General features: G+C 73.6%; 26 protein-coding genes. 5 read left to right on the top strand and 21 right to left on the bottom strand.

What is annotated here, in order from left to right:
• Positions 1–149 precede the first annotated feature (149 nt).
• From ruvB to pgsA, 13 genes are all read right to left on the bottom strand, one after another.
• The gene (ruvB, locus tag K4S16_RS42285; protein ID WP_149264797.1) at positions 150–1,223 is read right to left on the bottom strand and encodes a Holliday junction branch migration DNA helicase RuvB; all 1,074 of its coding nucleotides are present in this window, start codon (positions 1,221–1,223) and stop codon (positions 150–152) included.
• A 145-nt stretch (positions 1,224–1,368) separates the two neighbouring features.
• Positions 1,369–1,977, bottom strand: a complete 609-nt coding sequence (gene ruvA / locus K4S16_RS42280; RefSeq protein WP_149264744.1) for a Holliday junction branch migration protein RuvA — start codon at positions 1,975–1,977, stop codon at positions 1,369–1,371.
• Positions 1,974–2,549, bottom strand: a complete 576-nt coding sequence (ruvC, locus tag K4S16_RS42275; protein WP_149264796.1) for a crossover junction endodeoxyribonuclease RuvC — start codon at positions 2,547–2,549, stop codon at positions 1,974–1,976. Before ruvC ends, ruvA begins: the two co-directional genes overlap by 4 nt.
• 55 nt (positions 2,550–2,604) lie before the next feature.
• Positions 2,605–3,756 carry an enhanced intracellular survival protein Eis gene (eis, locus tag K4S16_RS42270; RefSeq protein ID WP_149264743.1) on the bottom strand — a complete coding sequence of 384 codons (1,152 nt, stop codon included), beginning with the start codon at positions 3,754–3,756 and terminating at the stop codon, positions 2,605–2,607.
• Between the two features lie 81 nt (positions 3,757–3,837).
• Entirely contained in the window at positions 3,838–4,593 is a 756-nt protein-coding gene (locus tag K4S16_RS42265) for a YebC/PmpR family DNA-binding transcriptional regulator (protein ID WP_149264742.1), read from the bottom strand.
• A gap of 3 nt (positions 4,594–4,596) precedes the next feature.
• Positions 4,597–5,214: a pyridoxal 5'-phosphate synthase glutaminase subunit PdxT gene (gene pdxT / locus K4S16_RS42260; RefSeq protein WP_149264741.1), complete on the bottom strand. Its 618-nt coding sequence runs from the start codon at positions 5,212–5,214 to the stop codon at positions 4,597–4,599.
• A 114-nt stretch (positions 5,215–5,328) separates the two neighbouring features.
• Entirely contained in the window at positions 5,329–5,943 is a 615-nt protein-coding gene (locus K4S16_RS42255) for a DUF6928 family protein (RefSeq protein WP_149264740.1), read from the bottom strand.
• A gap of 137 nt (positions 5,944–6,080) precedes the next feature.
• The gene (gene pdxS / locus K4S16_RS42250; RefSeq protein WP_149264739.1) at positions 6,081–7,004 is read right to left on the bottom strand and encodes a pyridoxal 5'-phosphate synthase lyase subunit PdxS; all 924 of its coding nucleotides are present in this window, start codon (positions 7,002–7,004) and stop codon (positions 6,081–6,083) included.
• A gap of 155 nt (positions 7,005–7,159) precedes the next feature.
• Entirely contained in the window at positions 7,160–8,194 is a 1,035-nt protein-coding gene (locus K4S16_RS42245; protein WP_235037428.1) for a DUF3048 domain-containing protein, read from the bottom strand.
• A 172-nt stretch (positions 8,195–8,366) separates the two neighbouring features.
• Positions 8,367–8,906, bottom strand: a complete 540-nt coding sequence (locus K4S16_RS42240) for a LemA family protein (RefSeq protein ID WP_149264738.1) — start codon at positions 8,904–8,906, stop codon at positions 8,367–8,369.
• Positions 8,907–8,914: 8 nt separating this feature from the next.
• Positions 8,915–10,078 carry a glycosyltransferase family 4 protein gene (locus K4S16_RS42235; protein WP_149264737.1) on the bottom strand — a complete coding sequence of 388 codons (1,164 nt, stop codon included), beginning with the start codon at positions 10,076–10,078 and terminating at the stop codon, positions 8,915–8,917.
• A 10-nt stretch (positions 10,079–10,088) separates the two neighbouring features.
• Complete coding sequence (locus K4S16_RS42230) at positions 10,089–11,018, bottom strand: phosphatidylinositol mannoside acyltransferase (RefSeq protein ID WP_149264736.1); 930 nt, start codon at positions 11,016–11,018, stop codon at positions 10,089–10,091.
• Positions 11,015–11,677, bottom strand: a complete 663-nt coding sequence (gene pgsA, locus K4S16_RS42225; protein ID WP_149264794.1) for a phosphatidylinositol phosphate synthase — start codon at positions 11,675–11,677, stop codon at positions 11,015–11,017. Before pgsA ends, K4S16_RS42230 begins: the two co-directional genes overlap by 4 nt.
• 355 nt (positions 11,678–12,032) lie before the next feature.
• Here pgsA and K4S16_RS42220 point away from each other — a divergent pair, with 355 nt between their 5' ends.
• On the top strand, positions 12,033–14,198 hold the full coding sequence (locus tag K4S16_RS42220; protein ID WP_149264735.1) for an elongation factor G-like protein EF-G2: 2,166 nt from the start codon (positions 12,033–12,035) through the stop codon (positions 14,196–14,198).
• Between the two features lie 192 nt (positions 14,199–14,390).
• The gene (locus K4S16_RS42215) at positions 14,391–15,248 is read left to right on the top strand and encodes a polysaccharide deacetylase family protein (protein WP_160161230.1); all 858 of its coding nucleotides are present in this window, start codon (positions 14,391–14,393) and stop codon (positions 15,246–15,248) included.
• Between the two features lie 65 nt (positions 15,249–15,313).
• Here K4S16_RS42215 and K4S16_RS42210 read toward each other — a convergent pair whose 3' ends face one another.
• The gene (locus K4S16_RS42210; protein WP_235037427.1) at positions 15,314–15,943 is read right to left on the bottom strand and encodes an HIT domain-containing protein; all 630 of its coding nucleotides are present in this window, start codon (positions 15,941–15,943) and stop codon (positions 15,314–15,316) included.
• Between the two features lie 188 nt (positions 15,944–16,131).
• Here K4S16_RS42210 and K4S16_RS46680 point away from each other — a divergent pair, with 188 nt between their 5' ends.
• The gene (locus K4S16_RS46680) at positions 16,132–16,800 is read left to right on the top strand and encodes an Asp23/Gls24 family envelope stress response protein (RefSeq protein WP_149264733.1); all 669 of its coding nucleotides are present in this window, start codon (positions 16,132–16,134) and stop codon (positions 16,798–16,800) included.
• Here K4S16_RS46680 and K4S16_RS42200 read toward each other — a convergent pair.
• The 5 genes from K4S16_RS42200 to K4S16_RS42180 form a co-directional block, all read right to left on the bottom strand.
• Positions 16,782–17,390, bottom strand: a complete 609-nt coding sequence (locus K4S16_RS42200; protein ID WP_149264732.1) for a hypothetical protein — start codon at positions 17,388–17,390, stop codon at positions 16,782–16,784. The two genes, K4S16_RS46680 and K4S16_RS42200, sit on opposite strands and share 19 nt — an antisense overlap.
• Before the next feature lie 107 nt (positions 17,391–17,497).
• Positions 17,498–19,483 (bottom strand): threonine--tRNA ligase, encoded by a 1,986-nt coding sequence (thrS, locus tag K4S16_RS42195; protein WP_149264731.1) that lies wholly within the window; start codon positions 19,481–19,483, stop codon positions 17,498–17,500.
• Between the two features lie 284 nt (positions 19,484–19,767).
• Positions 19,768–21,231, bottom strand: a complete 1,464-nt coding sequence (locus K4S16_RS42190) for a sugar porter family MFS transporter (protein ID WP_149264730.1) — start codon at positions 21,229–21,231, stop codon at positions 19,768–19,770.
• A gap of 48 nt (positions 21,232–21,279) precedes the next feature.
• On the bottom strand, positions 21,280–21,912 hold the full coding sequence (locus K4S16_RS42185) for a class I SAM-dependent methyltransferase (RefSeq protein ID WP_149264729.1): 633 nt from the start codon (positions 21,910–21,912) through the stop codon (positions 21,280–21,282).
• Between the two features lie 61 nt (positions 21,913–21,973).
• Positions 21,974–22,477, bottom strand: coding sequence for a cysteine dioxygenase family protein (locus K4S16_RS42180; protein ID WP_149264728.1), 504 nt, complete (start codon positions 22,475–22,477; stop codon positions 21,974–21,976).
• A 297-nt stretch (positions 22,478–22,774) separates the two neighbouring features.
• On the opposite strand from K4S16_RS42180, the gene K4S16_RS42175 reads away from it, so the two are divergent.
• Together K4S16_RS42175 and K4S16_RS42170 are read left to right on the top strand one after the other, a co-directional pair.
• Positions 22,775–24,025, top strand: coding sequence for a sensor histidine kinase (locus K4S16_RS42175; protein ID WP_149264727.1), 1,251 nt, complete (start codon positions 22,775–22,777; stop codon positions 24,023–24,025).
• Between the two features lie 39 nt (positions 24,026–24,064).
• Positions 24,065–24,739 (top strand): response regulator transcription factor, encoded by a 675-nt coding sequence (locus K4S16_RS42170; RefSeq protein ID WP_141576397.1) that lies wholly within the window; start codon positions 24,065–24,067, stop codon positions 24,737–24,739.
• 13 nt (positions 24,740–24,752) lie between these two features.
• Here K4S16_RS42170 and K4S16_RS42165 read toward each other — a convergent pair whose 3' ends face one another.
• Positions 24,753–25,709: an NADPH:quinone oxidoreductase family protein gene (locus K4S16_RS42165; RefSeq protein ID WP_149264726.1), complete on the bottom strand. Its 957-nt coding sequence runs from the start codon at positions 25,707–25,709 to the stop codon at positions 24,753–24,755.
• A gap of 28 nt (positions 25,710–25,737) precedes the next feature.
• A complete protein-coding gene (locus K4S16_RS42160) occupies positions 25,738–26,484 on the bottom strand; it encodes an SDR family oxidoreductase (RefSeq protein ID WP_149264725.1) in 747 nt (248 codons plus the stop codon).
• Between the last annotated feature and the right edge of the window lie 2 nt (positions 26,485–26,486).

Raw genomic sequence — 26,486 nt, 5'->3', positions numbered from 1 at the left:
CCAGCCTGTGACCAGACCGGTCACGTGCAACGGGACCGCCGGCTGGAGACGGTGAACCAAGTCCCGGAGTCTAGAGAGTACGCGAGACCCCGGCAACGAGGCGACGATCGGCGTCGCCGGGAAGTTCCCAACCCGTTACCAGATGATCACTATTCCGCTCCGTCGGCGTTCCCGTCCAGGTCGAACAGGGTGCCCGCCATCGGCGCGGTCGGCGGTTGGGGAAGCCCGAGGTGCGCCCACGCGGCGGCCGTGGCGACCCGTCCGCGCGGCGTCCTGGCGAGCAGGCCCTGCCGGACGAGGAACGGCTCCGCGACGACCTCGACGGTCTCGGGCTCCTCCCCCACCGACACGGCGAGCGTCGACAGGCCCACCGGCCCGCCGCCGAACTTGCGCATCAGCGACTCCAGGACGGAACGGTCGAGCCGGTCAAGGCCCCGTTCGTCCACCTCGTACAACGCCAGGGCCGCGCGGGCCGATTCCCGCGTGATCACCCCGTCGGCGCGGACCTCGGCGTAGTCGCGGACGCGGCGCAGCAGCCGGTTGGCGATCCGGGGCGTGCCGCGCGAGCGTCCGGCCACCTCGGCGGCGGCGTCGTCGGCGATCTCCACGCCCAGCAGCCGGGCCGACCGGCGGACGATGACCTCCAGCTCGGCGGGCTCGTAGAAGTCCATGTGCGCGACGAACCCGAACCGGTCGCGCAGCGGGCCGGGCAGCATGCCCGCCCGCGTGGTGGCCCCCACCAGCGTGAAGGGGGCGATGTCCAGCGGGATCGCCGTCGCGCCCGGGCCCTTGCCCACGACGACGTCGACGCGGAAGTCCTCCATCGCCATGTAGAGCATCTCCTCGGCGGGCCGCGCCAGCCGGTGGATCTCGTCCAGGAACAGCACCTCGCCCTCGGCGAGGGTGGACAGCACGGCCGCGAGGTCGCCGGCCCGCTCGATCGCGGGCCCCGAGGAGATCCGCAGCGGCTGCCCCAGCTCCGCCGCGATGATCATGGCGAGGGTGGTCTTGCCGAGACCCGGCCCGCCGGACAGCAGCACGTGGTCGGGGGTCCGGCCGCGCCGCAGCGCGCCGTGCAGCACCAGCGAGAGCTGCTCGCGGACCCGTTCCTGCCCGACGAAGTCGTCCAGCTTCTTCGGCCGCAGCGCGGCCTCGATCTGCTGCTCCTCGATCCCGTCGGCGTCCGCCGACACCAGCCGCTCGCCCTCGTCGGTCCCGCTCATCCCCGCTCCCCACGCCTCCCCGGACTCGCTCTCGCTCATGGCCTGCCCTCCGTGGGGGGGCGACCCCCCACACCCCCCGGTTCGCTACCGCTCATGCGCGTTTCCTGTGGGGGGCGACCCCCCACACCCCCCGGTTCGCTACCGCTCATTGTTTGCTGAGCTTCTTCAGCGCCGACCTGAGCAGCGCCGCGACCGGGGGCGTCTCGCCGCCGTCGAGGTCCGCGGCGACGGCGTCGACGGCTGCGTCGGCGTCCTTGGCCGACCAGCCGAGGTTGACCAGGCCCATCTGGACCTGCTCGCGCCACGGCTCGGCGCGGGCGGGCGCGCGCAGGTCGCCGCCGTCGTCGCCGACCGGGCCGCCGAGGCGGTCCCGCAGCTCCAGGACGATGCGCTGGGCGCCCTTCTTGCCGATGCCGGGCACCTTGGTGAGCGCGTTCACGTCCTCGGTGGACACGGCGCGGCGCAGCGCGTTCGGCGAGTGGACGGCGAGCATCGCCAGGGCGAGGCGGGGTCCGACGCCGCTGGCGGTCTGGAGCAGCTCGAAGACGGTGCGCTCATCGTCGTCGGCGAACCCGAACAGGGTGAGGGAGTCCTCGCGGACGACGAGTGAGGTCGGCACCTGGGCCTGCTCGCCGACCCGCAGGCCGGCCAGCGTCGCGGGGGTGCACTGCACCGAGAGGCCGACGCCGTGCACGTCGATCACCGCCCCGTCGGGGCCCGCGGCGGCCACCCGGCCGCTGACGAAGGCGATCACTGGACGCTTCCTCCTCTGCTCCGGGCGGCGAGCCGTTCCCGTTCGGCCCTGGCCGCCTCCTCGATCCGCGACCGCTGCGCGTGCGCGAGCCGCCGCTGCGCTCCCCCGCGCCACACGTGGCAGATGGCCAGGGCGAGCGCGTCCGCGGCGTCCGCCGGCTTCGGCGCCGCCTCCAGCGCCAGCAACCGGGTCACCATCCGGGTCACCTGCGCCTTGTCGGCGCGGCCGTTGCCGGTGACGGCGGCCTTGGCCTCGCTCGGGGTGTGCAGCGCGACGGGCAGGCCGCGGCGGGCGGCCAGCAGCATCGCGATGCCCGCGGCCTGGGCCGTCCCCATGACGGTCCGGACGTTGTGCTGGGAGAACACGCGCTCGACCGCGACGGCCTCAGGGCGCAGTTCGTCCATCAGGGCCGCGATCCCCGTCTCGATGCCCAGCAGGCGCTGGGCGTGGTCCTCGTCGGGGGCGGTCCGCACGACCGACACGTGCACCAGGTGCAGCCGCTTGCCCGGGGCGCCCTCGACGACCCCGACCCCGCACCGGGTGAGCCCGGGGTCCACCCCCATCACCCGCACGGCCGCTCCTTCGATCATCTGTTCGGCCGCCAACGCTACCAATCCGCGTCGCCGGTCAGAAGTAGTCCAGCGAGAACGGCGTGGCCGCGAACACGGCCGTGAGCGCCTCGGCGTCCGCGCCCTGGAGCAGGCCCGCGCGGCGGAGCGTGGTCACCGGGATCCCGGCGTAGAGGGCCGACAGGCCGCGCGGGCCGAGGCGCACGGCGTCCGCGGCGGCGGTGGAGCGCTCCAGCCTGCCCTCCCCGTCCGCGACCTCCAGCCTCCAGTGCCCGGAGTTCGCCGGACGCTCCGGGTCGTCGATCTCCAGCGGGACGCCGGCGGCGACCCCGGCCGGGTAGCCGCGCGCCGCGATCGCCGCGGGCGCGTCGACGACCCGCAGCATCCACTGGGAGCGGTGGACGACCTCGTGTTCGCGTTCGCGCGGCAGCCACAGCACCGGGTCCGCGGGCGAGACGCAGGCCCGCACCGACTCGGCCGTGGACGAGCCGGATCCGACGATGGCCCACAGCGCCCTCAGCGTCCTCTCGGAGGACGCGACGAGCCGGAGGACCTCCAGCCCGGCGTTGCCCTCCGCCCAGCGGTAGGAGAGGAATCCGTCCTCGGCCAGGTAGTGGTAGACGTCCGGGGCGTCCAGGTGCTCGCGCCACCTCGCCTCGGGCCAGCCGACGGGGCCGCAGTCGCGCGCCGTCCGGTGCGCGCGCCCGATCACGGCGGCCACCTCGGCGGCGTCGCCCGGCCCGGCGCGGCGGACGGGGACCCGTTCGGCCGCGATCGTGCGCAGGGCCTCGGTGGACAGGTCGACGTGGTGCCAGCCGCCCGCGTGCTCCCAGCCCAGCGACCGGTAGAGCCGCGTCGTGGCCGGATAGAGCATGGCGAGCGGGTGGCCGAGGCCGGCGCACCGCTCCAGCAGGTCGGTCATCAGGCGGCGGCCGAGCCCCCGCCCGCGCTCCTCAGGCGCGACCGTGATCGCGCTGACGCCGGCCGTGGAGACCGCACGCCCGTTCCACCACTGCGCCATGTCGAGCAGGGCTCCCGTGGCGACGACCGCCCGGCCGTCGAAGCCCGCGAACTGCCGCCCGGCCTCCGCGGCCTGCCGGACGAGGCGGGACCGCCGCGCCCACACCTCGTCGGGCAGCGGCCCGAAGGCGCGGGCCCGGATGTCTCGGACGGCGTCCACCTCGCCGGGGGCGACAGCGCGAATCTCCATGATCCAGACCGTATGCGACGGCTCCGACGGCAACGCCGCCGCACCCGGGCGGGCGGCGGCGGCGTTCGCGGGGCGGCGGGGTCAGGCGTCGATGGAGGCCATGACCTCGTCGCTGACGTCGAAGTTGGCGTAGACCTCCTGGACGTCGTCGGAGTCCTCCAGGGCGTCGAGGAGCCGGAACACCTTCTTGGCGTTGTCCTCGTCGAGCGGGACGGTCACGCTCGGCAGGAACTTGCTCTCCGCCGAGTCGTAGTCGATGCCCGCCTCCACCAGCGCCGAGCGGACCGCGACCAGGTCGCCGGCCTCGCTCACGACCTCGAAGTTCTCCTCGTCGAGGTCGTTGACCTCCTCGGCCCCGGCGTCCAGGACGGCCATCATGACGTCGTCCTCGCTGGTGCCCGCCTTGGGGACGATCACGACGCCCTTGCGGTTGAACATGTAGGAGACCGAGCCCGGGTCGGCGAGGGAGCCGCCGTTGCGGGTCAGGGCGACGCGGACCTCGGAGGCGGCCCGGTTGCGGTTGTCGGTCAGGCACTCGATGAGCACGGCCACCCCGCCGGGGGCGTAGCCCTCGTAGGTGATGGTCTGCCATTCGGCGCCCCCGGCCTCCTCACCGGCGCCCCGCTTGCGGGCGCGCTCGATGTTGTCGTTCGGGACCGAGTTCTTCTTCGCCTTGTAGATGGCGTCGTAGAGGGTGGGATTCGCGTCGGGGTCTCCGCCGCCGGTGCGGGCCGCCACCTCGATGTTCTTGATCAGCTTGGCGAAGAGCTTGCCCCGCTTGGCGTCGAGGGCCGCCTTCTTGTGCTTGGTTGTCGCCCACTTGGAATGGCCGGACATCTGTCAATCCTCCTCTGTCGTCCGGCGCACCAGATCGGCGAAGTAGTGGTGCACGCGGAAATCGCCTGTCAACTCCGGATGGAACGCGGTCGCCATGAGGCGCCCCTGGCGGACGGCGACGATCCTACCGGCGTTCGGGCCGCCCTCCGCGCGTCCGAGGACCTCGACGTCGTCGCCGACGGACTCCACCCAGGGTGCGCGGATGAAAACCGCGTGGTACGGCGTGTCACCCATACCGGTCAGCGGGACGGCGGCCTCGAACGAGTCGACCTGCCGGCCGAACGCGTTGCGCCGCACGGTCATGTCGATCCCCCCCACGGTCTCCTGGCCCGCGACGCCGCCGCGGATCCGGTCCGCCAGCATGATCATGCCGGCGCAGGAGCCGTAGGCGGGCATGCCCGCCTCGATCCGCTTGCGCAGCGGGTCGAGCAGTTCGAACGAGCGCGCCAGCCGCCACATGGTGGTGGACTCCCCGCCGGGCAGCACCAGCCCGTCGACCTGTTCCAGTTCGTCGGGGCGGCGCACCTTCAGGGCGCGCACCCCGGCCGCCTCCAACGCGCGCGCGTGCTCGCGCACGTCGCCCTGCAGGGCGAGGACACCGATCGTGGGCACAGCAGTCACGTGGAAACCTTCCGGGGAACAGGAGTCGTCTCAACCCTAGACGTTCCTTACAACGGCGCACGACCTGGCTGATCTTCCCAGCGCCCCCGCAGCGCCCCCGCCCCCGCGCCTAGGTCAGGCGTGCCGGAAGCGGCGGACCGGGAGTTCCAGGGGCAGGAAGCCGTCCTTGCCCCGGTCGGCGATGCCGCGGCCGAACATGTAGGCCTCGGCGAGGGCGAGCCCGAACTCCTCGGGGTCGAACGGGAGCGGCACGTCCGGGGCGCCGGCGTCGACGGCGCGCCAGAACGGCCGCTCGGCGGGCAGCCGCTCGCCCTGGTCGACGACCACCCCGTCCTCCGCGGTGACGAACACGTCGCGGAGCAGCTCGCCCGACTCGTACCAGCGGAACCAGCAGCCGCGGATGACGTTGTGCAGGACGAGGACGCCGCAGTGCGCGCCGGGCAGGGCCGCGGCGGCGGTGTCGGCGATGCGGCGGGCGTCCTCGTCGAGGCAGAACAGCCGCCTGTCGCACAGCAGCAGCGCCCGCTCGAAGGCCCCGACGAACAGCTCGTCGTCGTAGGGCCAGAGCGCGAAGTCCAGGACCGTGTCACCGGTCTCGGTGAGGGCGGCCGCCGGGTACAGGCGGCGCGCGATCTTCGCGGCGGCGTCCGGATCGGGCACCATGCCGGGCCGGAACACCTCGGTGGGCTCACCCGCGCTCGCACACGCCAGCGCGACCGACCAAGCCATGCTCTCCCCTCCCGCGGCCGGACCGCCCGAAGATCGCTTCACCGGCCGCGACGTCAGCGTAACCCCGCCGGCGGCCGGTGTGGAGGGGGGACCCCGGTATCCGCCCGGCCACTCCGGGCCGGGCGGACGGGTGCCCGCTACCAGCCGCGACCGGCGAACTTCTGGTCCTCGCCGAGGGAGGCGGCGCTGATGCCGACCATGGCCTCGCCGAGGCCGCGCGACACCTTCGCGATCACGTCGGGGTCGTCGTGGAAGGTGGTGGCCTTCACGATCGCCTCGGCCCGCTGGGCGGGGTTGCCGGACTTGAAGATCCCGGAGCCGACGAAGACGCCCTCGGCGCCGAGCTGCATCATCATCGCGGCGTCGGCCGGGGTGGCGATGCCGCCCGCGGTGAACAGCACGACGGGCAGCCTGCCCGCCTGCGCGACCTCCTTGACCAGCTCGTACGGGGCCTGGAGCTCCTTGGCCGCGACGTACAGCTCGTCCTCGGGCAGGGACTGCAGGCGGCGGATCTCCTGCCGGATCTTGCGCATGTGCGTCGTGGCGTTGGAGACGTCGCCGGTGCCGGCCTCGCCCTTGGAGCGGATCATCGCCGCGCCCTCGGTGATGCGGCGCAGCGCCTCGCCGAGGCTGGTGGCGCCGCAGACGAAGGGGACGGTGAACGCCCACTTGTCGATGTGGTTGTCGTAGTCGGCGGGCGTCAGCACCTCCGACTCGTCGATGTAGTCGACGCCGAGGGCCTGCAGCACCTGCGCCTCGACGAAGTGGCCGATGCGGGCCTTGGCCATGACCGGGATGGAGACCGCGCCGATGATCCCGTCGATCATGTCGGGGTCGCTCATCCGGGAGATGCCGCCCTCGGCGCGGATGTCGGCGGGGACCCGCTCCAGGGCCATGACGGCGACCGCGCCCGCGTCTTCGGCGATCTTCGCCTGCTCGGGCGTGACGACGTCCATGATCACGCCGCCCTTGAGCATCTCCGCCATGCCGCGCTTGACGCGGGCGGTCCCGGTCTCGGGCGCGGCGTTGTCAGGGGCGGGAGTGGAAGTGGACACGGGCATTCCTCACGTGGACGGACGACAAGTCTTTTCCCATGATATTGCCTGCTCGTTCGCCCTCTGGACCCGGCAGAGTGTCAGCGGACGGCGCCGGAGGCTTACGAAGTGACGGGCGGCGGGGGTGCCCCGGGCTCCGCGCGGCCTAGGACGCGCCCACTTCAGGGCGTGTAGGGCTTGCCGTCGTTGACGAGCACGACCCACACCTGGCCGGGTGCGAAGTTCATGGGTTTGCCGTCGGCGGTGGTGTAGGTGGTGCCTTTGCTCTCGGACGGGCGCGACCACTTGGCGTCGTAGGCCTTGCCGTCGCGCAGGACGACCGCGCGCCCGGTGCCGGTGGTGTGGATCAGCGGCGTGTAGCTGCCGAGGAAGTCGTGGAACTTCGAGCGGGTCGTCTTGGCGTACTGGACGACGACGGTCTTGCCGCCGAGCAGCCCGCCTTCCGCGGCGCGATCGGGCCTGCCGCCCCAGCTGGCGAGCCACCGCTTCTGCTTGGCCGACCACGTGAAACCCATCCTGGCGGCGGGCCACCGGGCGGTGAACGACTTGGTGGGCTCGCCGCCTTCGGGGGCCTCTCCGAAGCGGAAGCCGATGTCGCGCGGCTTGGCGGCCTTCGGCGCCCGCTTGAGGAGGTTCTTGGGGTCGGCGTAGAGGTTGTAGGGGATGCGCCTGTCGCTGGAGCGGAAGTACGCGCCGCCCGCGCTCTCCTGTGAGATGTCGTACACCGGCGCCTTGCGGATGTACTTCTTCATCTTGCTCTGGACACCGGAGAACGCGAAGGCGGGACGGCCGAACTGCGGCAGGATGTGCAGGTCGGAGATGCGGGCGCTGCGGACGGGCCCGACCTTCTTCGGCAGCTTGGAGGAGAAGACCGCCATCAGGCGGGTCTCGCCGCCCTCAACCTGCTCGACGTAGACGATGTCGGCGGCCGACACGCCGCTCTGCGGGAGCGCGGGGCTGGTGTTCTCGATCTTGACCGCGAGGACGGGGTTGCCGAGGCCCTTGGTGCCGCCGGTGAACGGGTGCGTCGCCGGCGTCGGCGTCGCGCTGTCCTGGGGCGCGCCCGTGCTCTTCGGCGGCGGCGCCGACTTCGGACCGTCCGAGCTCGAGCAGGCCGGCAGCGCGGCGCCGAGGACGAGGACGCCGAGTCCCGCGGCCGCGTGCCTCCGGGCGGTGATCTCCCAGACAGATCGCACGATCTACCCCTCCTTTGGACGATCTGCCAGAGGTTAGCGAACGTGATCCGGTGCGCTCGCCCGCCCGGTGGTACGGCCGAGGGGTGCTCCCCCGCTCAAGGTCCGCCTGCCGATATGTCCGGGCGGCCGGATTCCGGGCCTCCGGACCGCGGCCGGCCGCGGTCCCCCGCGGTCAGATCCCGGGCGGGTCGTCGTCGATCTCGAAGAAGTCCGGGAGCGGGGCGCGCCCGGCGAGCGGCAGGACGCGGATGAGCAGCTTGCGGCGCGCGATCCGGGCCTGGGACACGGCGTCGTTGTAGAAGCGGCGGGCGTAGGCGACCTTCGCGGCGGCGGACGACAGCTCCTCCAGGACCGCCTGGCCGTCGCCGCCGCGCGCGGCGAGGGCGTCGACGAACCCGGGCTGGTCGACGGCGGCGCGCAGCGCCCGCGACAGGTCGCTCTCGGCGAACTCGCGCCCCTCGGCGTCGGCGGTGCGGGCCTCGTGGGCGGCGGTGGCCAGCACCAGGCTGGTGGCGGGGTCCAGAAGCCGCGACGCGGCCAGCTCCAGCGTGGCGGCGGCCCGCCTGACGAGCGCGGCGTCGAGCGCGGCGCGGGCCGTCTCGACCCGCACGTGCAGCCGGTCGAGCCGGGTGGCGCGCCACGACACGTACACGCCGACGAGGAAGACGACGGCGATCCAGAACAGGACGTCGATGACCCAGTCGTAGGACACGCCGCCCCCTACGCGCCGACGCCGGACTCGACGACGCGGACGCGGCCGCCGGTGACGGTCTCGTACACCCGCACCACGTCGCGGGCCACGGACGACCAGTCGTAGGCCCGGACGGCCGCGCGGGCCTCCGCGGACAGCTGCTTGCGGCGGGCCGGGTCGTCGAGCAGGGCCCCGGCCGCCGCCGCGAGCGCCTCGTGGTCGCCGGCCGGGAACAGCGCCCCGGCCCGGCCGCGGCGCAGGACGCGATCGAACGCCTCGATGTCGCTGGCCAGGATGGGCGCGCCCGCCGCCATGGCCTCGGCGAGGACGATGCCGAAGCTCTCGCCGCCGAGGTTGGGCGCGACGAACACGTCAACCGAGTGGTAGGCGCGGACCTTGTCCTCCTCGCTCACCATGCCGAGCACGACGACGCGGTCGCGCAGGTCAGGCGGGACCCTGGCCAGCACGTCGTCGGCGTCGCCGGGGCCGGCCAGCAGCAGCCGCAGCCCGGGCCGGAGGCGGCCGATGATCTCGAAGGCGCGCAGCAGCACCGGCAGCCCCTTGCGCGGCTCGTCCATCCGGCCGAGGAAGCCGAGCGCTCCCCCGTCGCCGCCCCCGGGCGGCGGGTCCGCGCGGCCGCGCCAGCCGGGCAGCGGCGCGGCCATCGCGTAGCGCTCGGTCGCGACGCCGTTCGGGATGAGCACGGCGTCGCCGCCGAGGTGCTCGACGAGCGTGGTGCGGGCGGCCTCGGACACCGCGATCCGGCCGGTGATCTTCTCGAGGGCGCTCTGCAGGATCGGCGCGGTGACCGACAGCGCCCGCGACCGCTCGTAGGAGGCGTGGAACGTCCCCACGATGGGCCCGTCGGCGGCCCAGCAGGCCAGCAGCCCGAGCGAGGGCGCGGCGGGCTCGTGGACGTGCAGGACGTCGAACCCGCCGTCGCGGATCCAGCGCCGGACCCGGCCGGCCGACAGGAACCCGAACGCCAGCCGGGCGACCGAGCCGTTGTAGGGAACGGGGACGGCGCGCCCGGCCGCCACGACGTAGGGCGGCAGGTCGGCGTCGTCGTCGGCGGGCGTGATGACCGACACCTCGTGGCCGAGCGCGACCAGCGCCTCGGCGAGGTCGCCGATGTGCTGCTGGACGCCGCCCGGCACGTCCCAGGTGTAGGGGCAGACGATGCCCACCTTCATCGGCCGGCCCTCAACTTCGGCCGTCCGCGAGGTCGTCCACCCAGACCTTCTGCAGCATGTGCCAGTCCTCGGGGTGGGCGGCGATGCCCTCCTCGAAGGCGCGCGCGAGCTCCTGGGTCATGGCCTGGATCTTCTCCTGTCTGCCGCCCTCGTCCGGCACGGGGATCTCCTCGTGGACCCTCGCCGCCCAGTACTCGCCCTCGTACCAGAGTGTCACGGGGATGAGGGCGGCGCCCGTCTGGATGGCCAGCGCGGCCGACACGGCGGGCATCCGGGCGGTGGCGCCGAAGAACTCGACCTCGACGCCGGTGTCGGTCAGGTCGCGGTCGACGACCAGGCACACCGGCCGCCCGGCGCGCAGCCGCTGCGCCATCCGCCCGTAGGCGGAGGCGCCCCTGTGCGCGAGGACCTCCATGCCGAGGCCCTCGCGGAACTCGACGAACCGGTCGAACAGCGACGCCGGCTCGAGGCGCTCGGCGACGGTGGTGAACGGGTGGCCGTTGTGCACCAGCCACGCCCCGGCCTGCTCGTAGTTGCCCATGTGGGGCAGCGCCAGGATGACGCCGCGCCCGGAGTCGAGGTTGGTGAAGATCTTCTTCTCGCCGGTGACCCGCATCCGGCCGACGATCCGCGCCCGGTCGTACTCGGGCAGCCGGAAGACCTCCAGCCAGTAGCGGAAGTAGGAGCGCAGCACCTTCTTGCTGAGGACGCGGACCTCGTCGTCGACGGCGTCCTTGCCGAGGACTCGGCACAGGTTCTTCTCCAGCTGCCGCACGCCGCCGCCGTAGCGGTGCCAGGTGCGGTCGGCGAGCGCGGCGAACACCAGGCGCGCCGCGCTCTCGGGCATCTTGCGGACGACCGTCCAGCCCAGGGCGTAGACGGCGTCGGTCACCTCGTCGCGAAGCGACGGCGACGCCTCTGCGCGGCGGGGCGTGGTCATGGACGCGGCTCCGGCGTCTTCTCGGCCCCGTTGCGCGCGCCGTTGCCCGCCCCCGGGCCGCCGTCGGCCTTCGCCTGGGCGTACACCGTGGCGAACCGCTGCCCGACCGTGACGGTGCTGAGCACGGCGAGGGCCCACAGCGCGACGGCGAGGACGTAGGGGACGCCGAGCCCGTCGAGCCCGGCGGCGACCAGCGCGACGATGAGGCGCTCGGCGCGCTCGGCGATGCCGACGTTGCAGGTGTAGCCGAGCCCCTCGGCGCGCGCCTTGGCGTAGGACACCACGACCCCGGAGACCAGGCAGTACAGGGCGACCCCGGCGAGGGGCTCCTGCCCGGCCCGGTACAGCCCGATCATGAGCCCGGCGAAGATCGCGGCGTCGGCGACGCGGTCCATGGTGGAGTCCAGGAACGCCCCGAACGAGGAGATCTTCCCGGTGACCCGGGCCACCGCGCCGTCGAGCATGTCGAACAGGACGAACGCGGTGATGACCATCGTCCCCCAGAAGAACTCCCCGCGCGGGAACAGCACGAGCGCGCCGGCGGCGACGCCGACCGTCCCGATGACGGTGATGGCGTTGGGCGAGACCCCGGTCCGCGCGACCGCCTGTCCGACGGGGGTGAGGACGCGCCCCAGCGCGGGCCTGATCTTGTTGAGCATCGCCGTCCGTTCTCGTGGTCGCCTGGAGTCGTCGCCGCCGGGAGTCGTGGTCACCGGGAGCGGCCCCGCCGCGGGCGTCCGGCGCCCACGCGGCGCGCCCATCGTAGTGCGGACGCCGCCGGGACGCGGCCGGGCACGGGCCCGCCGCCGCCGCGGCCCGGACGGATCGCGGTTGTTTGCCGTTCACCCCTTGTGATCCCGGCCCGCAGGGGAAAGGCTGTTGGCACGGGTGTGACGCCGGTCACGCGCGATGAACGAGGTCGGACGCCGCACTCGGACGTCAGGGCCGGGCCCGCCGGGGCCGGGCCCCAGCCGCACGCGGGCCTCCGCGAGAGGCCCGTCCGAGGAGGTAGTCATGGCGGACAAGGGAGGCCACCCGGGAGCCCCCGGCAGGGCACCGGAGGCCGGCACGTGCGACAAAGTGCGCAACGTCGCGCTGGTCGGCCATTCAGGGGCCGGTAAGACCACGCTCGTCGAGGCGCTGCTCGCCGCCACGGGCACGCTGCAGCGGGCGGGGAAGGTCGAGGACGGCACCACCGTCAGCGACTTCGACGAGGTCGAGGTGCGCCAGCAGCGCTCGGTCAACCTCGCGCTCGCGCCGCTGGTGCACGGCGACGTCAAGGTCAATCTCATCGACACCCCCGGCTACGCCGACTTCGTCGGGGACCTGCGGGCCGGGCTGCGCGCCGCCGACGCGGCGCTGTTCGTGATCTCCGCGGTGGACGGCATCGACGGGCTCACCCGGATGATCTGGGAGGAGTGCGCGGCGGTGCAGATGCCCCGCGCGGTCGTCATCACCAAGATCGACCAGCAGCGCGGCGACTACGACGACGTGGTCATGACCTGCCAGGACGTCTTCGGCGAGGGCGTCGCGCCGCTGTACTTCCCGGCCCAGGGCGACGACGGCCTCAAGGGCCTGATCGGGCTGCTGTCGCAGCGCTGCCTCGACTACTCGACCGGGAAGCGCACCGAGTGCGACCCCGACCCCCGGTACCTGGACCAGATCTCCGAGCAGCGCGCCTCGCTCATCGAGGGGATCATCCAGGAGAGCGAGGACGAGACCCTCATGGACCGGTACCTGTCCGGCGAGGAGATCGACGTCAAGGCGCTCATCGAGGACCTGGAGACCGCGGTGGCGCGCGGCAGCTTCTACCCCGTCCTCGCCACGTCGGTGCCGCACGGCGACCACCCCGGCCCGGTCGTCGGCATGATGGAGCTGCTGGAGGTCGTCACCCAGGCGTTCCCGTCCCCCCTCGAACACGGCATCCCCCCGGTGACCCCGGTGGCGGGCGGGCCCCCGAAGGAGATCTCCTGCGATCCGGAGGGGCCGCTGGTCGCCGAGGTCGTCAAGACCACCTCCGACCCGTACGTCGGGCGGATCTCGCTGGTCCGGGTCTTCTCCGGGACCCTGCGCCCCGACACGACCGTGCACGTCTCCGGGCACGGCATGGAGGACCGCGGCCACGAGGACCACGACGTCGACGAGCGCGTCGGCGCGCTCACCTCGCCCCTGGGCAAGACGCAGCGCACCGTGTCGTCGTGCGGCGCGGGCGACATCTGCGCGGTGGCGAAGCTCAGCCGCGCCGAGACGGGCGACACGCTGTCCGACCCGGCGGCGCCCATGGTGATGGCGCCCTGGTCCATGCCGGACCCGCTGCTGCCCGTCGCCATCCGCGCGAAGTCCAAGGCCGACGAGGACAAGCTGAGCCAGGCGCTCGGCCGGCTCGTCGCCGAGGACCCGACGCTGCGGCTGGAGAACAACTCCGAGACCCGGCAGCTGGTGCTGTGGTGCATGGGCGAGGCGCACGCCGACGTCCTGATCGACCGGCTGCGCGCCCGCTACGGCGTCGAGGTCGAGCGGGTGGAGCTGCGCGTCCCGCTGCGCGAGACGTTCGGCGGGACGGCGAAGGGCCTCGGCCGGCACGTCAAGCAGAGCGGCGGGCACGGCCAGTACGGCATCTGCCATATCGACGTCGAGCCGCTGCCCTCCGGCGAGGGCTTCGAGTTCGTCGACAAGATCGTCGGCGGGGTCGTCCCGCGCCAGTTCATCCCGTCGGTCGAGAAGGGCGTCCGGCAGCAGATGGAGCGCGGCGTGTCCGCCGGATACCCGATGGTGGACATCAAGGTCACCCTGCACGACGGGAAGGCGCACTCGGTCGACTCCTCCGACATGGCGTTCCAGGCGGCCGGGGCGCTCGCGCTGAAGGACGCGGCGAGCCAGGTTCCGATCCTGCTGCTGGAGCCGGTCGACGAGGTGGGCGTGCTGATCGCCGACGAGTACGTCGGCCCGATCATGTCCGACCTCACCTCCCGGCGCGGCCGGGTGCTCGGCTCCCAGGCGGTGCCGGGCGGCCGCACGATGATCAAGGCGGAGGTGCCGCAGCTGGAGATCGTCCGGTACGCGATCGACCTGCGCTCGATGTCGCAGGGCACCGGCACGTTCAGCCGCTCCTTCCTGCGCTACGAACCGCTCCCGTCGCATCTCGCCGACAAGGTCGCCGCCGAGTCCAGGGACGGCTGACCGCGCCCCGCGGGGGCGGGGCCCGGCGCGCGCCGGGCCCCGCCCCGCCCCCTCCGCCGCGGTGACGGCCGGCGCCGCCGAATCGACCTGCGGGGGGAGCCCGGCTCATCCCGCAGGGTGACCCGCGATTCGGCCGGACGGCCGATGATCAGGGCGGGTCCGCGGTGCGATCGTGGTCTCACAATGAAAAACGTGGACGCCCCCCGGGATCCGGCCGCCCCCGGACGCCGGACGTTCATCAAGGGGTTGGGGCTGGCGGCCGCCGGAGCGGTCACACTGGGCGCCGGCGCGGAGGCCGTCGGCGCCGTGGTCGGCTCCGGGGGCCCGCCGTCGTCGGCGATGGCGGTCCCCATCGCCGGTCCGTGGCGCCCCGGCAGCGCGCACGTCGACGTGATCTGGGGCGTCGACACCGCCCAGAAGCTCGTCGCCCTCACCTTCGACGACGGGCCGATGCCCGACTGGACGCCCATGGTGCACGACATCCTGGACGCCGAGCGGGTCAAGGCGACGTTCTTCCTCGTCGGGGAGCGCCTCGTCCGCCACGCCCGGCTCGTGCACGGGCGGATGGAGCGGCACGAGGCCGGCAACCACACCTGGCAGCACAAGGACCTGTCGCGCCTGTCCGACGATCAGGCCCTGGAGCAGCTGCGGCGCGCCCACAACGCCATCACGCGGATCGTCGGCAGAGAGCCCCGGTTCCTGCGCCCGCCGTTCGGGCATCTGGGCGGCACCACGCTCAGCGCCGCGTGCCGGTTCGACTACGACATCGCGCTGTGGTCGATCAAGATGCTGGAGAAGACCTACGAGGACGAGCCGCCGGCGCTGGTGGACTACATCGTGGGCAACACCGGCCCCGGCGCGATCCTGCTCGCCCACGACACCGGCAACCACGACCGCCTGGTCGCGCTCCGCAACCTCGTCCCGATGATCCGGGGCCTGCGCGCCAAGGGCTTCGAGTTCGTCACGCTCTCGGAGCTGATGAGCGTCTCGCAGCCGCCGCCCCGCCCCGGTGGCGACGCGGGCCTGCGGCGAGCCGTGCCTCCCGCCTAGGGCGGCCGCGCCCGAGCCTCGTCCCCCTCGTCCGGCGGGCTCCGCCCGGTCGGCCGTCGTTGCCGTCAGCCGTCGTGCGGCCAGGCGTCGGCGAGCATCTGGCGGGTGTCGCGCAGCAGCTGCGGCAGGACCTTCGTGTGCCCGACCACCGGCATGAAGTTGGTGTCGCCGCCCCAGCGCGGGACGACGTGCTGGTGCAGGTGGGCCGCGATGCCGGCGCCCGCGACGAGGCCGAGGTTCATGCCGACGTTGAAGCCCTGCGCGCCGCTCGCCTTGCGCAGCGCCGTCAGGGCCCGCTGCGTGAAGACGGCCAGCTCGGTGTACTCCGGCTCCTCCAGGTCGGCGTAGTCGGCGACGTGCCGGTACGGGACGACCATCAGGTGCCCGGAGTTGTAGGGGTAGAGGTTCAGCACCGTGAACACCGACTCCCCGCGGGCCACGACGAGCCCCTCCTCGTCGGTCATCTTCGGGATCTCGCAGAAGGGGCAGCCGTCGCCGGCTCCCCCGCCCGTGGGCTTGTTCTCGCCCTTGATGTAGGCCATCCGGTGCGGGGTCCAGAGCCGCTGGAAGTTGTCGGGCGTGCCCGCGCCGCCCCTCTCCTCCTCGAAGCGGGGCGTGCGCTCGTTCCCGGCGCCGGCACCGGGCGCGTCCTCGCGCCCCTGCTGCACCACGGACTCCTCCGGCTCTGGGCTCAAGGCGGCGGTCTCCTTTTGTTCACGGCCTGACCAGCAGCATAGAGAGAGACGCCCCGGGGGCTGTAGCCGGGATCCCCTAGCATGGCCCGTCGGCGGGTCTTCGGACGCGCCCGCGATCCGGTGCCTGCGTGACGTCCCGCGCGTCGCTCCGACACCATGGTCACCCGACCGACCCCCAGGGAGCGATCATGACCGGGCTCGACAAGCACCGCACCGGGAACGCCGAGCAGGGGCAGGAGGCCGGCCCCGGACCGCGGTTCCCCGGGGTGCCCGCCGGCCGCCCGGAGACCGAGCCGCCGCCCGCGACCCCCCCGCACGCCCAGCAGCCCCCCGGCATGCCACCCCACGGCGCGCCGTCACAGGGGACGCCTTCACAGGGGATGCCTTCACAGGGGACGCAGCAGGTGACCCAGCCGGGGACACCGCTGTCGGCTCCTCCCCCGGCCGCGGCGCGGCCGTCGGTCCCGCCGCCGCGGGGCGCCCAGTCCTCGGGGCCGAACGCGGTGCCGATGACGCTGCACGGCTCGCCCGGCGACCTCAGCGCGCCGGTGGAGGGCCGCATCACGATCGGGAACGCGGTCATCGGGAAGATCGCCGCGTTCGCGGCGCTGGAGGTGGACGGCGTCGCCGGCCTCACCGTCCGGGAGGAGCCCGCCGCGACCGGGGTGCGCGTCGTCCAGAACGACGACGAGGTCACCCTCGACGTCGCCATCGCCGTCGAGTACGGCACCGTGATCAGGGACGTGGCGACCCTGGTGAAGGCGAACGTGGCACGGGTGGCGGCGATCATGCTGGGCACGCGGGTCGCCGCCGTGAACGTGTCGGTCGAGGACGTCCGTCAGGCGGCGCGGGCGTAGCAGTTCTGCATGCCGCCGCCCACCGAGATCGTGGTCACCTTCACGCGCTCGACGAGTTGCGGCATGACGCCCGTGAAGTGGAAGGTCTTCGACCCGCCGCTCCGCATGGTGGTCTGCTGGGCCCTGGGCTCCTGCCCCCGCAGCGACAGCTCCGCCCGGATCGCGCCGCCGGCGGAGACCGCGATGACGACGTCCACGCCCGTCGGGGCGGCCCGGTAGTACGCCGTCCCCTTGGGGCAGGCGCCGATACCGCCGGCCGAGCCGTTCTGGGGCGGGATCTGCGGACCGCCGCCCTGGCCGCCGGACCCGCCGCCCCCGCCGCTCGGGTAGGGCTGGCCGCCGCCGGTCTGCTGCGGAGCGGGGTTGGTCGGGGTCGCCGGGAGGCCGCCGCCTCCGGGAACGCCCGTCTGCCCGCCCGGCGCGGACGGGCCCGCCGCCCCCCCGGCGCCGGCGGCGCCCTTCTGGCCGTCGTCCATCAGCGGCATGAGGAGCACGACGACCGCGGCGGCGACGAGCGCCAGGGTGCCGGTGTAGCCGGCCATCCGGAGCCAGAGCGAGCGCCCGCGCCGCGCCGGCCTCCTGGACTTCATCTCCGCTGTCTCCCCGGTCGTCGCACGTGGTCGATGAGGCTACCAACTCCGGGCGCGCCGCCACCCGCGGGTCGCGCCCGCGCGCGGCGGGCGCGACCCGGGCCGGCTCAGATCTGCGCGCGGGACCGCACGGCCTCGACGATCTCCTCGACCGCCTCGTCGATCGGGACGCCGTTCTTCTGCTCGCCGTTGCGGTACCGGAACGACACCGCGTCCTTGGCCACGTCGTCGTCGCCCGCGAGCAGCATGTACGGGACCTTCTGCTTCTGCGCGTTGCGGATCTTCTTCTGCATCCGGTCGGAGGAGGCGTCCACCTCGACGCGCAGGCCGTGCTCGCGCAGCCGCGCCGCCACCTTCTCCAGGTGCGGGACGTGGGCGTCCCCGATCGGGATGCCGACCGCCTGGACCGGCGCCAGCCACGGCGGCATCGCGCCCGCGTAGTGCTCCAGCAGCACGCCGAAGAACCGCTCGATCGACCCGAACAGCGCCCGGTGCAGCATCATGGGGCGCTGCCGGGTGCCGTCGGCCGCCTGGTACTCCAGGCCGAACCGCTCGGGCTGGTTGGGGTCGACCTGGATGGTGGACAGCTGCCAGGTGCGCCCGATCGCGTCCTTGGCCTGCACCGAGATCTTGGGGCCGTAGAACGCCGCGCCGCCCGGGTCGGGGACGAGGTCGAGCCCGGTGGCCTCGGCGGCCTCGCGGAGCGCGGCGGTGGCCTTCTCCCACATCTCGTCCGAGCCGATGAACTTGTCGGACTCGTCGCGGGTGGACAGCTCGAGGTAGAACTCGTTCAGGCCGTAGTCGCGCAGCAGCCCGAGGACGAAGTCGAGGAGCCGCTTGATCTCCTCGCCCATCTGGTCCTCGGTGCAGTAGATGTGCGCGTCGTCCTGGGTCATGCCCCGCACGCGGGTGAGGCCGTGCACGACGCCCGACTTCTCGTACCGGTACACCGACCCGAACTCGAACAGCCGCAGCGGCAGCTCCCGGTAGGACCGGCCGCGCGCCCGGAAGATCAGGTTGTGCATCGGGCAGTTCATCGGCTTGAGGTAGTAGTCGCCCCCGTCGATCTCCATCGCCGGGAACATGTCGTCCTTGTACCAGCCGAGGTGCCCGGAGGTCTCGAACAGGTGGCCCTTGGTGATGTGGGGGGTGTTGACGAACTCGTACCCCTCCTCCTCGTGCCGCCGGCGGGAGTAGTCCTCCATCACCTTGCGGACCGCGCCGCCCTTCGGATGGAAGACGGCGAGGCCGCTGCCGATCTCGTTCGGGAAGGAGAACAGGTCGAGCTCGGCGCCGAGCCTGCGGTGGTCGCGCTTCTCGGCCTCCTCCAGGAACCGCAGGTACTCGTCCTGCTTCTCGCGGGACTCCCAGGCGGTGCCGTAGATCCGCTGGAGCTGCGGGTTCTTCTCGCTGCCGCGCCAGTAGGCGCCGCCCGAGCGCATCAGCTTGAACGCGGGGATGACCCGGGTGGACGGCACGTGCGGGCCTCGGCACAGGTCCTTCCAGCGCAGCTCGCCGGACTTGGCGTCGAGGTTGTCGTAGATGGTCAGCTCGCCGCCGCCCACCTCGACCTCGGCGCCGTCGGCGGCGTCCCCGACCGGGCCGGAGCCCTTCAGGCCGATCAGCTCCAGCTTGTAGGGCTCGGCGGCCAGCTCGGCACGCGCGTCCTCCTCGGCGACGGGGCGGCGGGAGAACCGCTGCCCCTGCTTGACGATCTCGCGCATCCGCTTCTCGACGCGCTTGAGGTCGTCGGGGGTGAACGGCTCGGGAACGTCGAAGTCGTAGTAGAAGCCGTTCTCCACCGGCGGGCCGATGCCCAGCTTCGCCTCGGGGAACAGCTCCTGGACGGCCTGCGCCATCACGTGCGCGGCGGAGTGCCGCATGATCGCCCGGCCGTCGTCGGAGCCGATCTCGACCGGCTCGACGGCGTCGCCGTCGCGCAGCTCGCCGGCGAGGTCGCGCAGCTCGCCGTTGACGCGGGCGGCGATCACGGTCCGGCCGTCGGCCTCCAGTGCCTGCCCCGCGGTGGTGCCCGCCGGCACCGCCCGCTCGCTCCCGTCGAGGGTGATGCGCAGCTCAGACACGGTGGACACGGGTACTCCTCGCGATGGTGGTTCGGGGTCAGCGGGTTTCGATGCTATCGACTCGGGGTGTCCCCCGGACGCATCCGGCTCCATCGGCCGCTCCTCTCGGTCGGCGGAGGGCCCGTGGCGTCCCCGGACAGCGGAAGGGCCCCGGGGATCGCTCCCGGGGCCCTTCCGCGTGCAATGTCAGGACATGCCGCCGTCGCGCCGGGAGTGGCCCGGCGTCGTCGTCTCTGCGAACGCGTACGGCATGACACCACTGTAACCGATGGGCGGGCGCGGGGCCCGGCCCTTCACGCGCGGGCCCCCCTCGGGGCGGCGAGGTCGTCCATCTCCTCCAGTTCGCGTCCCTTGGTCTCGGGGACGGCGCGGAGCACGAACACGAACGCCAGGATCGAGAACAGCGTGTAGATGCCGTAGGCCAGGCCGAGGGAGAAGCCGGAGATGCCGGGGAACGTCGTCGTGACGACCCAGTTGGCGAGCCACTGCGCGGCGGCGGCGACGGCCAGCGCGGACGCGCGGATGAAGTTGTTGAACATCTCGCCGAGCATCACCCACACGACGGGCCCCCACGTCGCGGCGAAGGAGGCGACGAACACGTTGGCCGCGACGAGCGCCACGGGCCCGGCGGCGCCGCCGAGGTGCGGCTCGCCGTCCACCACGGGGGCGGTCGCGAAGCAGGCGGTGAGGGTGCCGAGGGAGACCGCCATGCCGGCGGCTCCGGTCAGCAGCAGGGGGCGCCGCCCGACCCGGTCGACGAGCGCGATCGCGACCAGCGTGAAGGCGACGTTGACGACCGAGTTGATCACCGAGGTGAGCATCGCGTCGTTCTCGGAGAACCCGACCGCCTGCCACAGCGACGAGGAGTAGTAGAAGATCACGTTGATGCCGACGAACTGCTGGAACACCGACAGCAGGATCCCGGCCCAGACGATCGGCAGCAGTCCCAGCCGGCTCCCGCGCAGGTCCCGCAGCCGGACGGGCCGGTCCGCGGCGATGGACCGCACGATCTCGGTGATCTTCACGTCCACGTCGCCGCGGCCCATCACGCGCCGCAGCACCTGGCGGGCGCGGGCCGTCTCGTGCTTCTTGACCAGGTAGCGGGGCGACTCGGGGATGGTGGTGGCGATCACGCCGTACATCACGGCCGGGACGACGGCGCTGGCGAACATCCACCGCCACGCGCCCCCGCCCCACGGGAACGTCCCGGTCGCGCCGCCGTCGGACACCCGCGCGATGGCGTAGTCGGCGACGAGGGCGGCGAAGATGCCGAGCACGATCGCCATCTGCTGCAGGGATCCGAGCCGGCCGCGCAGCTCGGCCGGGGCGATCTCGGCGATGTAGGCGGGCGCGATCACCGACGCGGCGCCGATGGCGAGGCCGCCGACCAGCCGCCAGGCGGTGAGGTCGACCGCGCTGAAGGCCAGCGCGGAGCCGAGCGAGCTGACCACGAACAGCCCGGAGGCGATGAGCATCACCCGCACCCGGCCGATCCGGTCGCTCAGCGGGCCCGCGCACCAGGCGCCCGCCGCGCAGCCGAGCAGCGCGGCGGACACGACGAAGCCGACCGCGAAGCCGCCGAGGCCGAACTCCTGCTTGAGGGCGTCGACCGTCCCGTTGATCACGGAGGAGTCGTAGCCGAAGAGGAACCCGCCGAGGGCGGCGGCACCCGCCAGCAGCGCCGCCACCGCGGCGGTATGGGACGGCCCGTCCTGGAGCCGCTCGTCCACCTGTTCCGGTTCGCTCCCTGCGGTCATGGAGCCCGATCTTCCCCGGGAGCCGGACCTTATGCGGGTGATGTCCGGTCAGTCCCGGACGGCGGTCCCGATGACGTGCGGGGAGGCCGGGTTGGCCCGGCCCTGCTCCGGGAACTCGAACCGCCGCTCCTCCCGCACGGTGAACCCGCTGCCGGCGATCCACTCGTCCGTCGGGCGGGAGACGTGGCATCCGGCGGCGAAGAACGGCCACAGCAGGTCGGCGTAGCGCTGGAAGCGCACCTTGCCGGGGGCGGCGCCCCGCACGTGCTCGTAGTAGCGCAGCTCGCCGCCCGGCTTGAGGACGCGCCGCAGCTCGGCCAGCGCGCGGACGGGGTCGCGGACCGAGCACAGCACGAGCGAGGCCACGGCCACGTCGAAGGACGCGTCGTCGAGGTCGAGGTCCTCGGCGAGGCCGGGGCGCACCGTGACCGGGACCGGCGCGCGGTCCGCCGCGTGGCCGGCCTTCGCGCGCAGCCGCGGCTCGGGCTCGATGGCGACGACCTCGGTGACCTCGGGCGGGTAGTGGGCGAAGTTGGCCCCGTACCCGGCGCCCACCTCCACCACGCGGCCGGACGCCCCGGCGAGGAGCTCGGCCCGGAGCGCGTCGCCGCCCGCCTTGGCGCAGCCGGCGTCCAGCCGCGGGTAGAGCCGGGCGAAAATGGGATGACTCAGGTCGGTCATTCCCGCAGTGTCCGCCGCCCCGGCGATCACCGCAAGATCGCGGCTCCCGGGCGGCCCGGCCTCACCAGTCGGCGGCGGACTCGTCGGCGAGCCGGACGAGGCCGCCGCACGGGTCCACGTCGTACCGGCGCATGGCGGTGAGCGGCGGCGAGTAGACGTGGACGCTCACGGCGGGGGCGTCGGAGGCGTTGCGCACGTCGTGGACGTAGCCGGGACCGAAGGAGCGGGCCTGCCCGGCGCCGACGCCGTGCACTGCTCCGACCCGGCGCGCGGCGCCGGCGCGCTGCTCCTCCAGGGCCCCGAGGGCCACCGCGAACGCGCCCGCGGAGCCGCCGTGGTCGTGGAACCCGGTGGACTGGCCGGGCAGCCAGCTGATCAGCCATATCTCGTGGTCGGCGTCCTGGTGGACTCGCTCGTACCAGCGCCCCTGCGGGTCGAGGCGCACCCGGTGCAGCCACTCCCCCGGGTCGGTCGCGAGCCGGCGCGCCCGCTCGGCGAGCCGCCGCGGCGTGAAGGGGGCGCCGGTGGACGCGGGCACGGCGAGGCCGGTCGTGGTGGCGGTCATGCGGTCGTTCTCCTAGCGGTGTGCTGCCGTTCGTCGTCGCGTTTCAGCGGGGCGGGCGGCGACACAGCGCGCTGGCCTGGCGGCGCAGGTCGACGTGCAGGCGCTCGTAGCGGAGTCCGGAGATCGACACGGGACCAGCGTGGCGCAGATTCCCTATAAAGTCAATCGGAAATAGCTGTTTGACGCCCTCCCGAACGTCCCGAGAGCGCTGCCAGGGCTGATACCCAGGGGCCGGATCGGATCTCCCTCCGCGGAGGCAGGCCGCCGGGGGTCCGGGCGTTCTAGGCTCGCACCCAAATGAACGATCCAGTCCGCCCCGCGCCGGGCCGCACCCGGCTCGCCGCCGGCGTCCGCGCCGCCCTCGTGCCCGGCCACGACGAGCCGGCCGTCACCCTGCTGCCCGCCCACCCCGCGCTGCGCTTCCCGATCCTGGCCGTCCTGGTCGCGCTGACCATCGGGTTCACCGCCGGCTCCATCGCCATCTCCATCACGCAGTACCGCGTCGACGCGGAGCTGGCCTGGCCCCTCGGCCTGCTCCAGGCGGCACCCCTGGTGTTCGCGGCCCGCTGGCCGATCGCCGCCTGGCGCGTCGCGGCGATCGGCCTGCTGCTGACGGTCTTCGTCAGGCACGGCGAGGGGTTCATGCCGTGGCCGGTGACGGCGATCCTCGCCCTGGTCGTCATCCTGTTCTTCACGGGCGTCGGCGCCGCGCGGCAGACGACCGTCGGGGTGGGCGCGGTCACCATCGCCGGCGTGCTGGTGCCCGCCGTGCTGTTCGGCATGCCCGGCTGGTTCGCCACGATCCTCGCCGGGATCGCCGCGGTCGCGCTCACCTTCGGCGACGCGGTCGGCGGGCGGCACTCGGCCGTGGAGGAGCTGCGCCTGCGCGAGGAGCAGCACCGGCGCGACCTCGCCCGGCAGGCGGTGCTGGAGGAGCGGGCCCGCATCGCCCGCGAGCTGCACGACGTCGTCGCCCACCACATGTCGGTGATCGCGATGCAGGCGGAGGCCGCCCCGTTCAAGATCCCCGACCTGCCGGACGCGGCACGGCAGACGTTCGGGGTCGTCCGGGACGCGGCCCGCGAGGCCCTCACCGAGACGCGCCGGGTCGTCGGGCTGCTGCGCGCCGACGACGAGAGCGCCGAGCGCGCCCCGCAGCCCGGCCTGGAGCGGCTGGACGACCTGGTCGGCGCGGCCCGCCGTGCCGGACTCGCGGTCGCGACGGCCGTCGTCGGGATGCCGCGGCCGCTGAACGCCGGGGTCGACCTGTCGGCGTACCGGATCGTGCAGGAGTCGCTGAGCAACGCCGCCCGGTACGCGCCGGGCTCCCGGGTGCACGTCGAGGTGCGGTACGGGACCGAGGCGCTGGTGGTGTCGGTGACCGACGACGGCGCCCGCAGCACGCCGGAGGAGTCGCAGGGCGGCGGCCACGGCCTGGTCGGCATGCGCGAGCGCGTCGCGATGCTCGGCGGCCGCATCGAGGCGGGCCCCCGCGACGACGCCGGCTGGTCGGTCGTCGCCGAACTGCCCTACGGCGATCCGGACTAGTCCCGATCGCGCCGATCACTCGACCCGTAGGGTTGTGCCGTGACGATTCGTGTGCTGATCGCCGACGACCAGGTGATGATCCGCGACGGGCTCGCGGCGCTGCTGTCCTCCGATCCGGGGATCGAGGTGATCGGCCAGGCGGGCAACGGCCGCGAGGCGGTGGAGATGGCCCGCCGGCTGGACCCGGACGTGGTCGTCATGGACATCCGGATGCCGGAGATGGACGGCCTGGCCGCCACCGCCGAGCTGGCCGGCGCCCCCGATCCGGACGCCGACCCGGCCGGCGCGCGGCCCAAGGTGCTCATGCTCACGACGTTCGACCTGGACGAGTACGTCTACGAGGCGCTCGGCGCGGGGGCCAGCGGGTTCCTGCTGAAGGACGCCTCGGCGGCCGACCTGGTGAACGGCGTGCGGGTCGTGGCGGCGGGCGACGCGCTGCTCGCCCCGTCCATCACCCGCCGGCTGATCGGCGACTTCGCGCGCCGGCGCCGGCACCAGCGGCCGAGCCCGAAGGCGACCGCGGGGCTGACGCCGCGCGAGCTGGACGTCCTGCGCCTCATGGCGCGCGGCCTGTCCAACGCCGAGATCGCCGCCGAGCTGGTGCTGGCCGAGCAGACGGTCAAGACGCACGTCGGCCACGTGCTGACCAAGCTCGGGCTGCGCGACCGCACCCAGGCCGTCGTCTACGCCTACGAGAACGGGCTCGTCGGCTAGCCCGGCCGGGGGCTCAGCGCGACGGGTCGATGACGAGCTTGCCGGTGGTGCGGCGGGCGCGCAGGTCCTCGTGGGCCCGCCGCGCCTCGGTCAGCCCGTACTCGCCGCCGGCGACGACGCGGAGCCCGCCCTCCGCGGCGAGGCCGAACAGCTCGTCCAGCGCCCGGCGCATCACGTTGCCGGGGAGCTGGAAGACGTGCGCCAGCCACATGCCGGAGATCGTGGTGGAGTGCGACATGAGGGTGGCGGGCCGGACGGGCGAGGGCTCGGTGCGCGACGCCATGCCGTAGAACGCGAGGCGGCCGAACGGGGCCAGGGCGCGCAGGCTCTGGTCGGTCACCGTCCCGCCGGTCATCTCCAGGACGGTGTCGACGCGCCTGCCCTCGTTGGCGTCGATCAGCGCCCGGGTGAGGTCGGGCACGTTCGGGTCGATCGCGACGTCGGCCCCGAGGTCGAGGGCGAGGTCGCGCTTCTCCTTGGAGGAGGCGGTGGCGATGACCCGCCCGGCGCCCCAGGCCTTGGCGAGCTGCACGGCGATCGTGCCGACCCCGCCGGCGGCGGCGTGCACGACGACGGACTCGCCGGGCTCCAGGTGGACGCTGCGGCGCAGCAGCACCCAAGCCGACGCCCCCTGGACGATCATGCCGAGGGCCGTGAGGTCGTCGATGGCGTCCGGGACGTCCCAGGCCAGCGCCTCGGGGGCGACGGCCTTCTCGGCATAGCCGCCGGTGCCGACCAGTGCGACGACGCGGCGGCCGTCCGGGGTCGTCCCGACGACCTCGCCGCCCGGCACCATCGGCAGTGTGGACTCCGACAGGTAGCTGTTCTCGGCCTGGTGGGTGTCGGCGTAGTTGACGCCGGCCCGGGAGACGTCGATGAGCAGGTGCCCCGGCCCGGCGACGGGGTCGGGGAGCTCGGTGACGGTCAGGACCTCCGGTCCGCCGAACTCGGTGATCTGGATCGCGCGCATGACTCTCCTCTCGGAAGCTCTCGGACGCTCAGCGGGGGCCGGGGACGCCGCGGAAACGGAACGGCTCGGACGGGCGGCCCGGCACCACGTACCAGGCCTCGCCTGCGCCGTCCGCGTCCAGGATCCGCATGAACGCCTCGACGACGTCCCCCACGTCCAGGATCGGGAAGCCGGTCTCCTGGAGCTGCCCCTTCATGGGGGTCAGGATGTCTGTGTCGGCGAAGGAGGGGCACAGCGCGTTCACGCGGATGCCCTCCTCGGCGAACGTCGGGCCGAGGGCTCGGACCAGCCCGACCACGGCCGCCTTGTTGGCGCCGTAGACCGGGTCGAACGGCGTCGCGGTGAGCGCCGCCATGCTCGCGGTGGCGATGATGTCGCCGCCGCCCCGGGCGCGCAGCGCGGGCAGCGCGGCGTGCGCGCCGAACACGACGCCGTCGAGGTTGATCCCCATGGCCCGCCGGTACGCGGCGAGGTCGAAGTCGTCGCCGACGCCCCCGCCGCCCGCGACCCCGGCGTTGAGGAACGCCACGTCCAGGCCCCCGAAGCGGTCGACGGCGGCCGCGACGGCGGCCTCGCTGTCGGCGGGCTCGCGCACGTCGCAGCGGACGAACGCGCCGTCCAGCTCCTTGGCGAGGGCGTCCCCGGCCTCCGCGTCGACGTCGGCGAGCACGACGCGTGCGCCCTCGCGGGCGAGGCGGCGCGCCACCGCGGCGCCGATGCCGTTGGATCCGCCTGTGATCAGCGCGACCTTGCCGGTGCCGTCGAAGGGTGCCATGG

It is taken from the genome of Actinomadura sp. K4S16 (assembly GCF_008327685.1).
Taxonomy (GTDB): Bacteria; Actinomycetota; Actinomycetes; order Streptosporangiales; family Streptosporangiaceae; genus Spirillospora.
This window is presented reverse-complemented; position numbering and strand designations above follow the sequence as displayed.

Bases quoted from the DNA above. Each gene is read 5' to 3' on its own strand.
- ruvB (WP_149264797.1), bottom strand. From the start codon at position 1,223: ATGAGCGGGACCGACGAGGGCGAGCGGCTGGTGTCGGCGGACGCCGAC.
- eis (WP_149264743.1), bottom strand. From the start codon at position 3,756: ATGGAGATTCGCGCTGTCGCCCCCGGCGAGGTGGACGCCGTCCGAGAC.
- K4S16_RS42265 (WP_149264742.1), bottom strand. From the start codon at position 4,593: ATGTCCGGCCATTCCAAGTGGGCGACAACCAAGCACAAGAAGGCGGCC.
- K4S16_RS42255 (WP_149264740.1), bottom strand. From the start codon at position 5,943: ATGGCTTGGTCGGTCGCGCTGGCGTGTGCGAGCGCGGGTGAGCCCACC.
- pdxS (WP_149264739.1), bottom strand. From the start codon at position 7,004: ATGCCCGTGTCCACTTCCACTCCCGCCCCTGACAACGCCGCGCCCGAG.
- K4S16_RS42235 (WP_149264737.1), bottom strand. From the start codon at position 10,078: ATGAAGGTGGGCATCGTCTGCCCCTACACCTGGGACGTGCCGGGCGGC.
- K4S16_RS42230 (WP_149264736.1), bottom strand. From the start codon at position 11,018: ATGACCACGCCCCGCCGCGCAGAGGCGTCGCCGTCGCTTCGCGACGAG.
- pgsA (WP_149264794.1), bottom strand. From the start codon at position 11,677: ATGCTCAACAAGATCAGGCCCGCGCTGGGGCGCGTCCTCACCCCCGTC.
- K4S16_RS42220 (WP_149264735.1), top strand. From the start codon at position 12,033: ATGGCGGACAAGGGAGGCCACCCGGGAGCCCCCGGCAGGGCACCGGAG.
- K4S16_RS46680 (WP_149264733.1), top strand. From the start codon at position 16,132: ATGACCGGGCTCGACAAGCACCGCACCGGGAACGCCGAGCAGGGGCAG.
- K4S16_RS42200 (WP_149264732.1), bottom strand. From the start codon at position 17,390: ATGAAGTCCAGGAGGCCGGCGCGGCGCGGGCGCTCGCTCTGGCTCCGG.
- K4S16_RS42190 (WP_149264730.1), bottom strand. From the start codon at position 21,231: ATGACCGCAGGGAGCGAACCGGAACAGGTGGACGAGCGGCTCCAGGAC.
- K4S16_RS42185 (WP_149264729.1), bottom strand. From the start codon at position 21,912: ATGACCGACCTGAGTCATCCCATTTTCGCCCGGCTCTACCCGCGGCTG.
- K4S16_RS42180 (WP_149264728.1), bottom strand. From the start codon at position 22,477: ATGACCGCCACCACGACCGGCCTCGCCGTGCCCGCGTCCACCGGCGCC.
- K4S16_RS42175 (WP_149264727.1), top strand. From the start codon at position 22,775: ATGAACGATCCAGTCCGCCCCGCGCCGGGCCGCACCCGGCTCGCCGCC.
- K4S16_RS42165 (WP_149264726.1), bottom strand. From the start codon at position 25,709: ATGCGCGCGATCCAGATCACCGAGTTCGGCGGACCGGAGGTCCTGACC.
- K4S16_RS42160 (WP_149264725.1), bottom strand. From the start codon at position 26,484: ATGGCACCCTTCGACGGCACCGGCAAGGTCGCGCTGATCACAGGCGGA.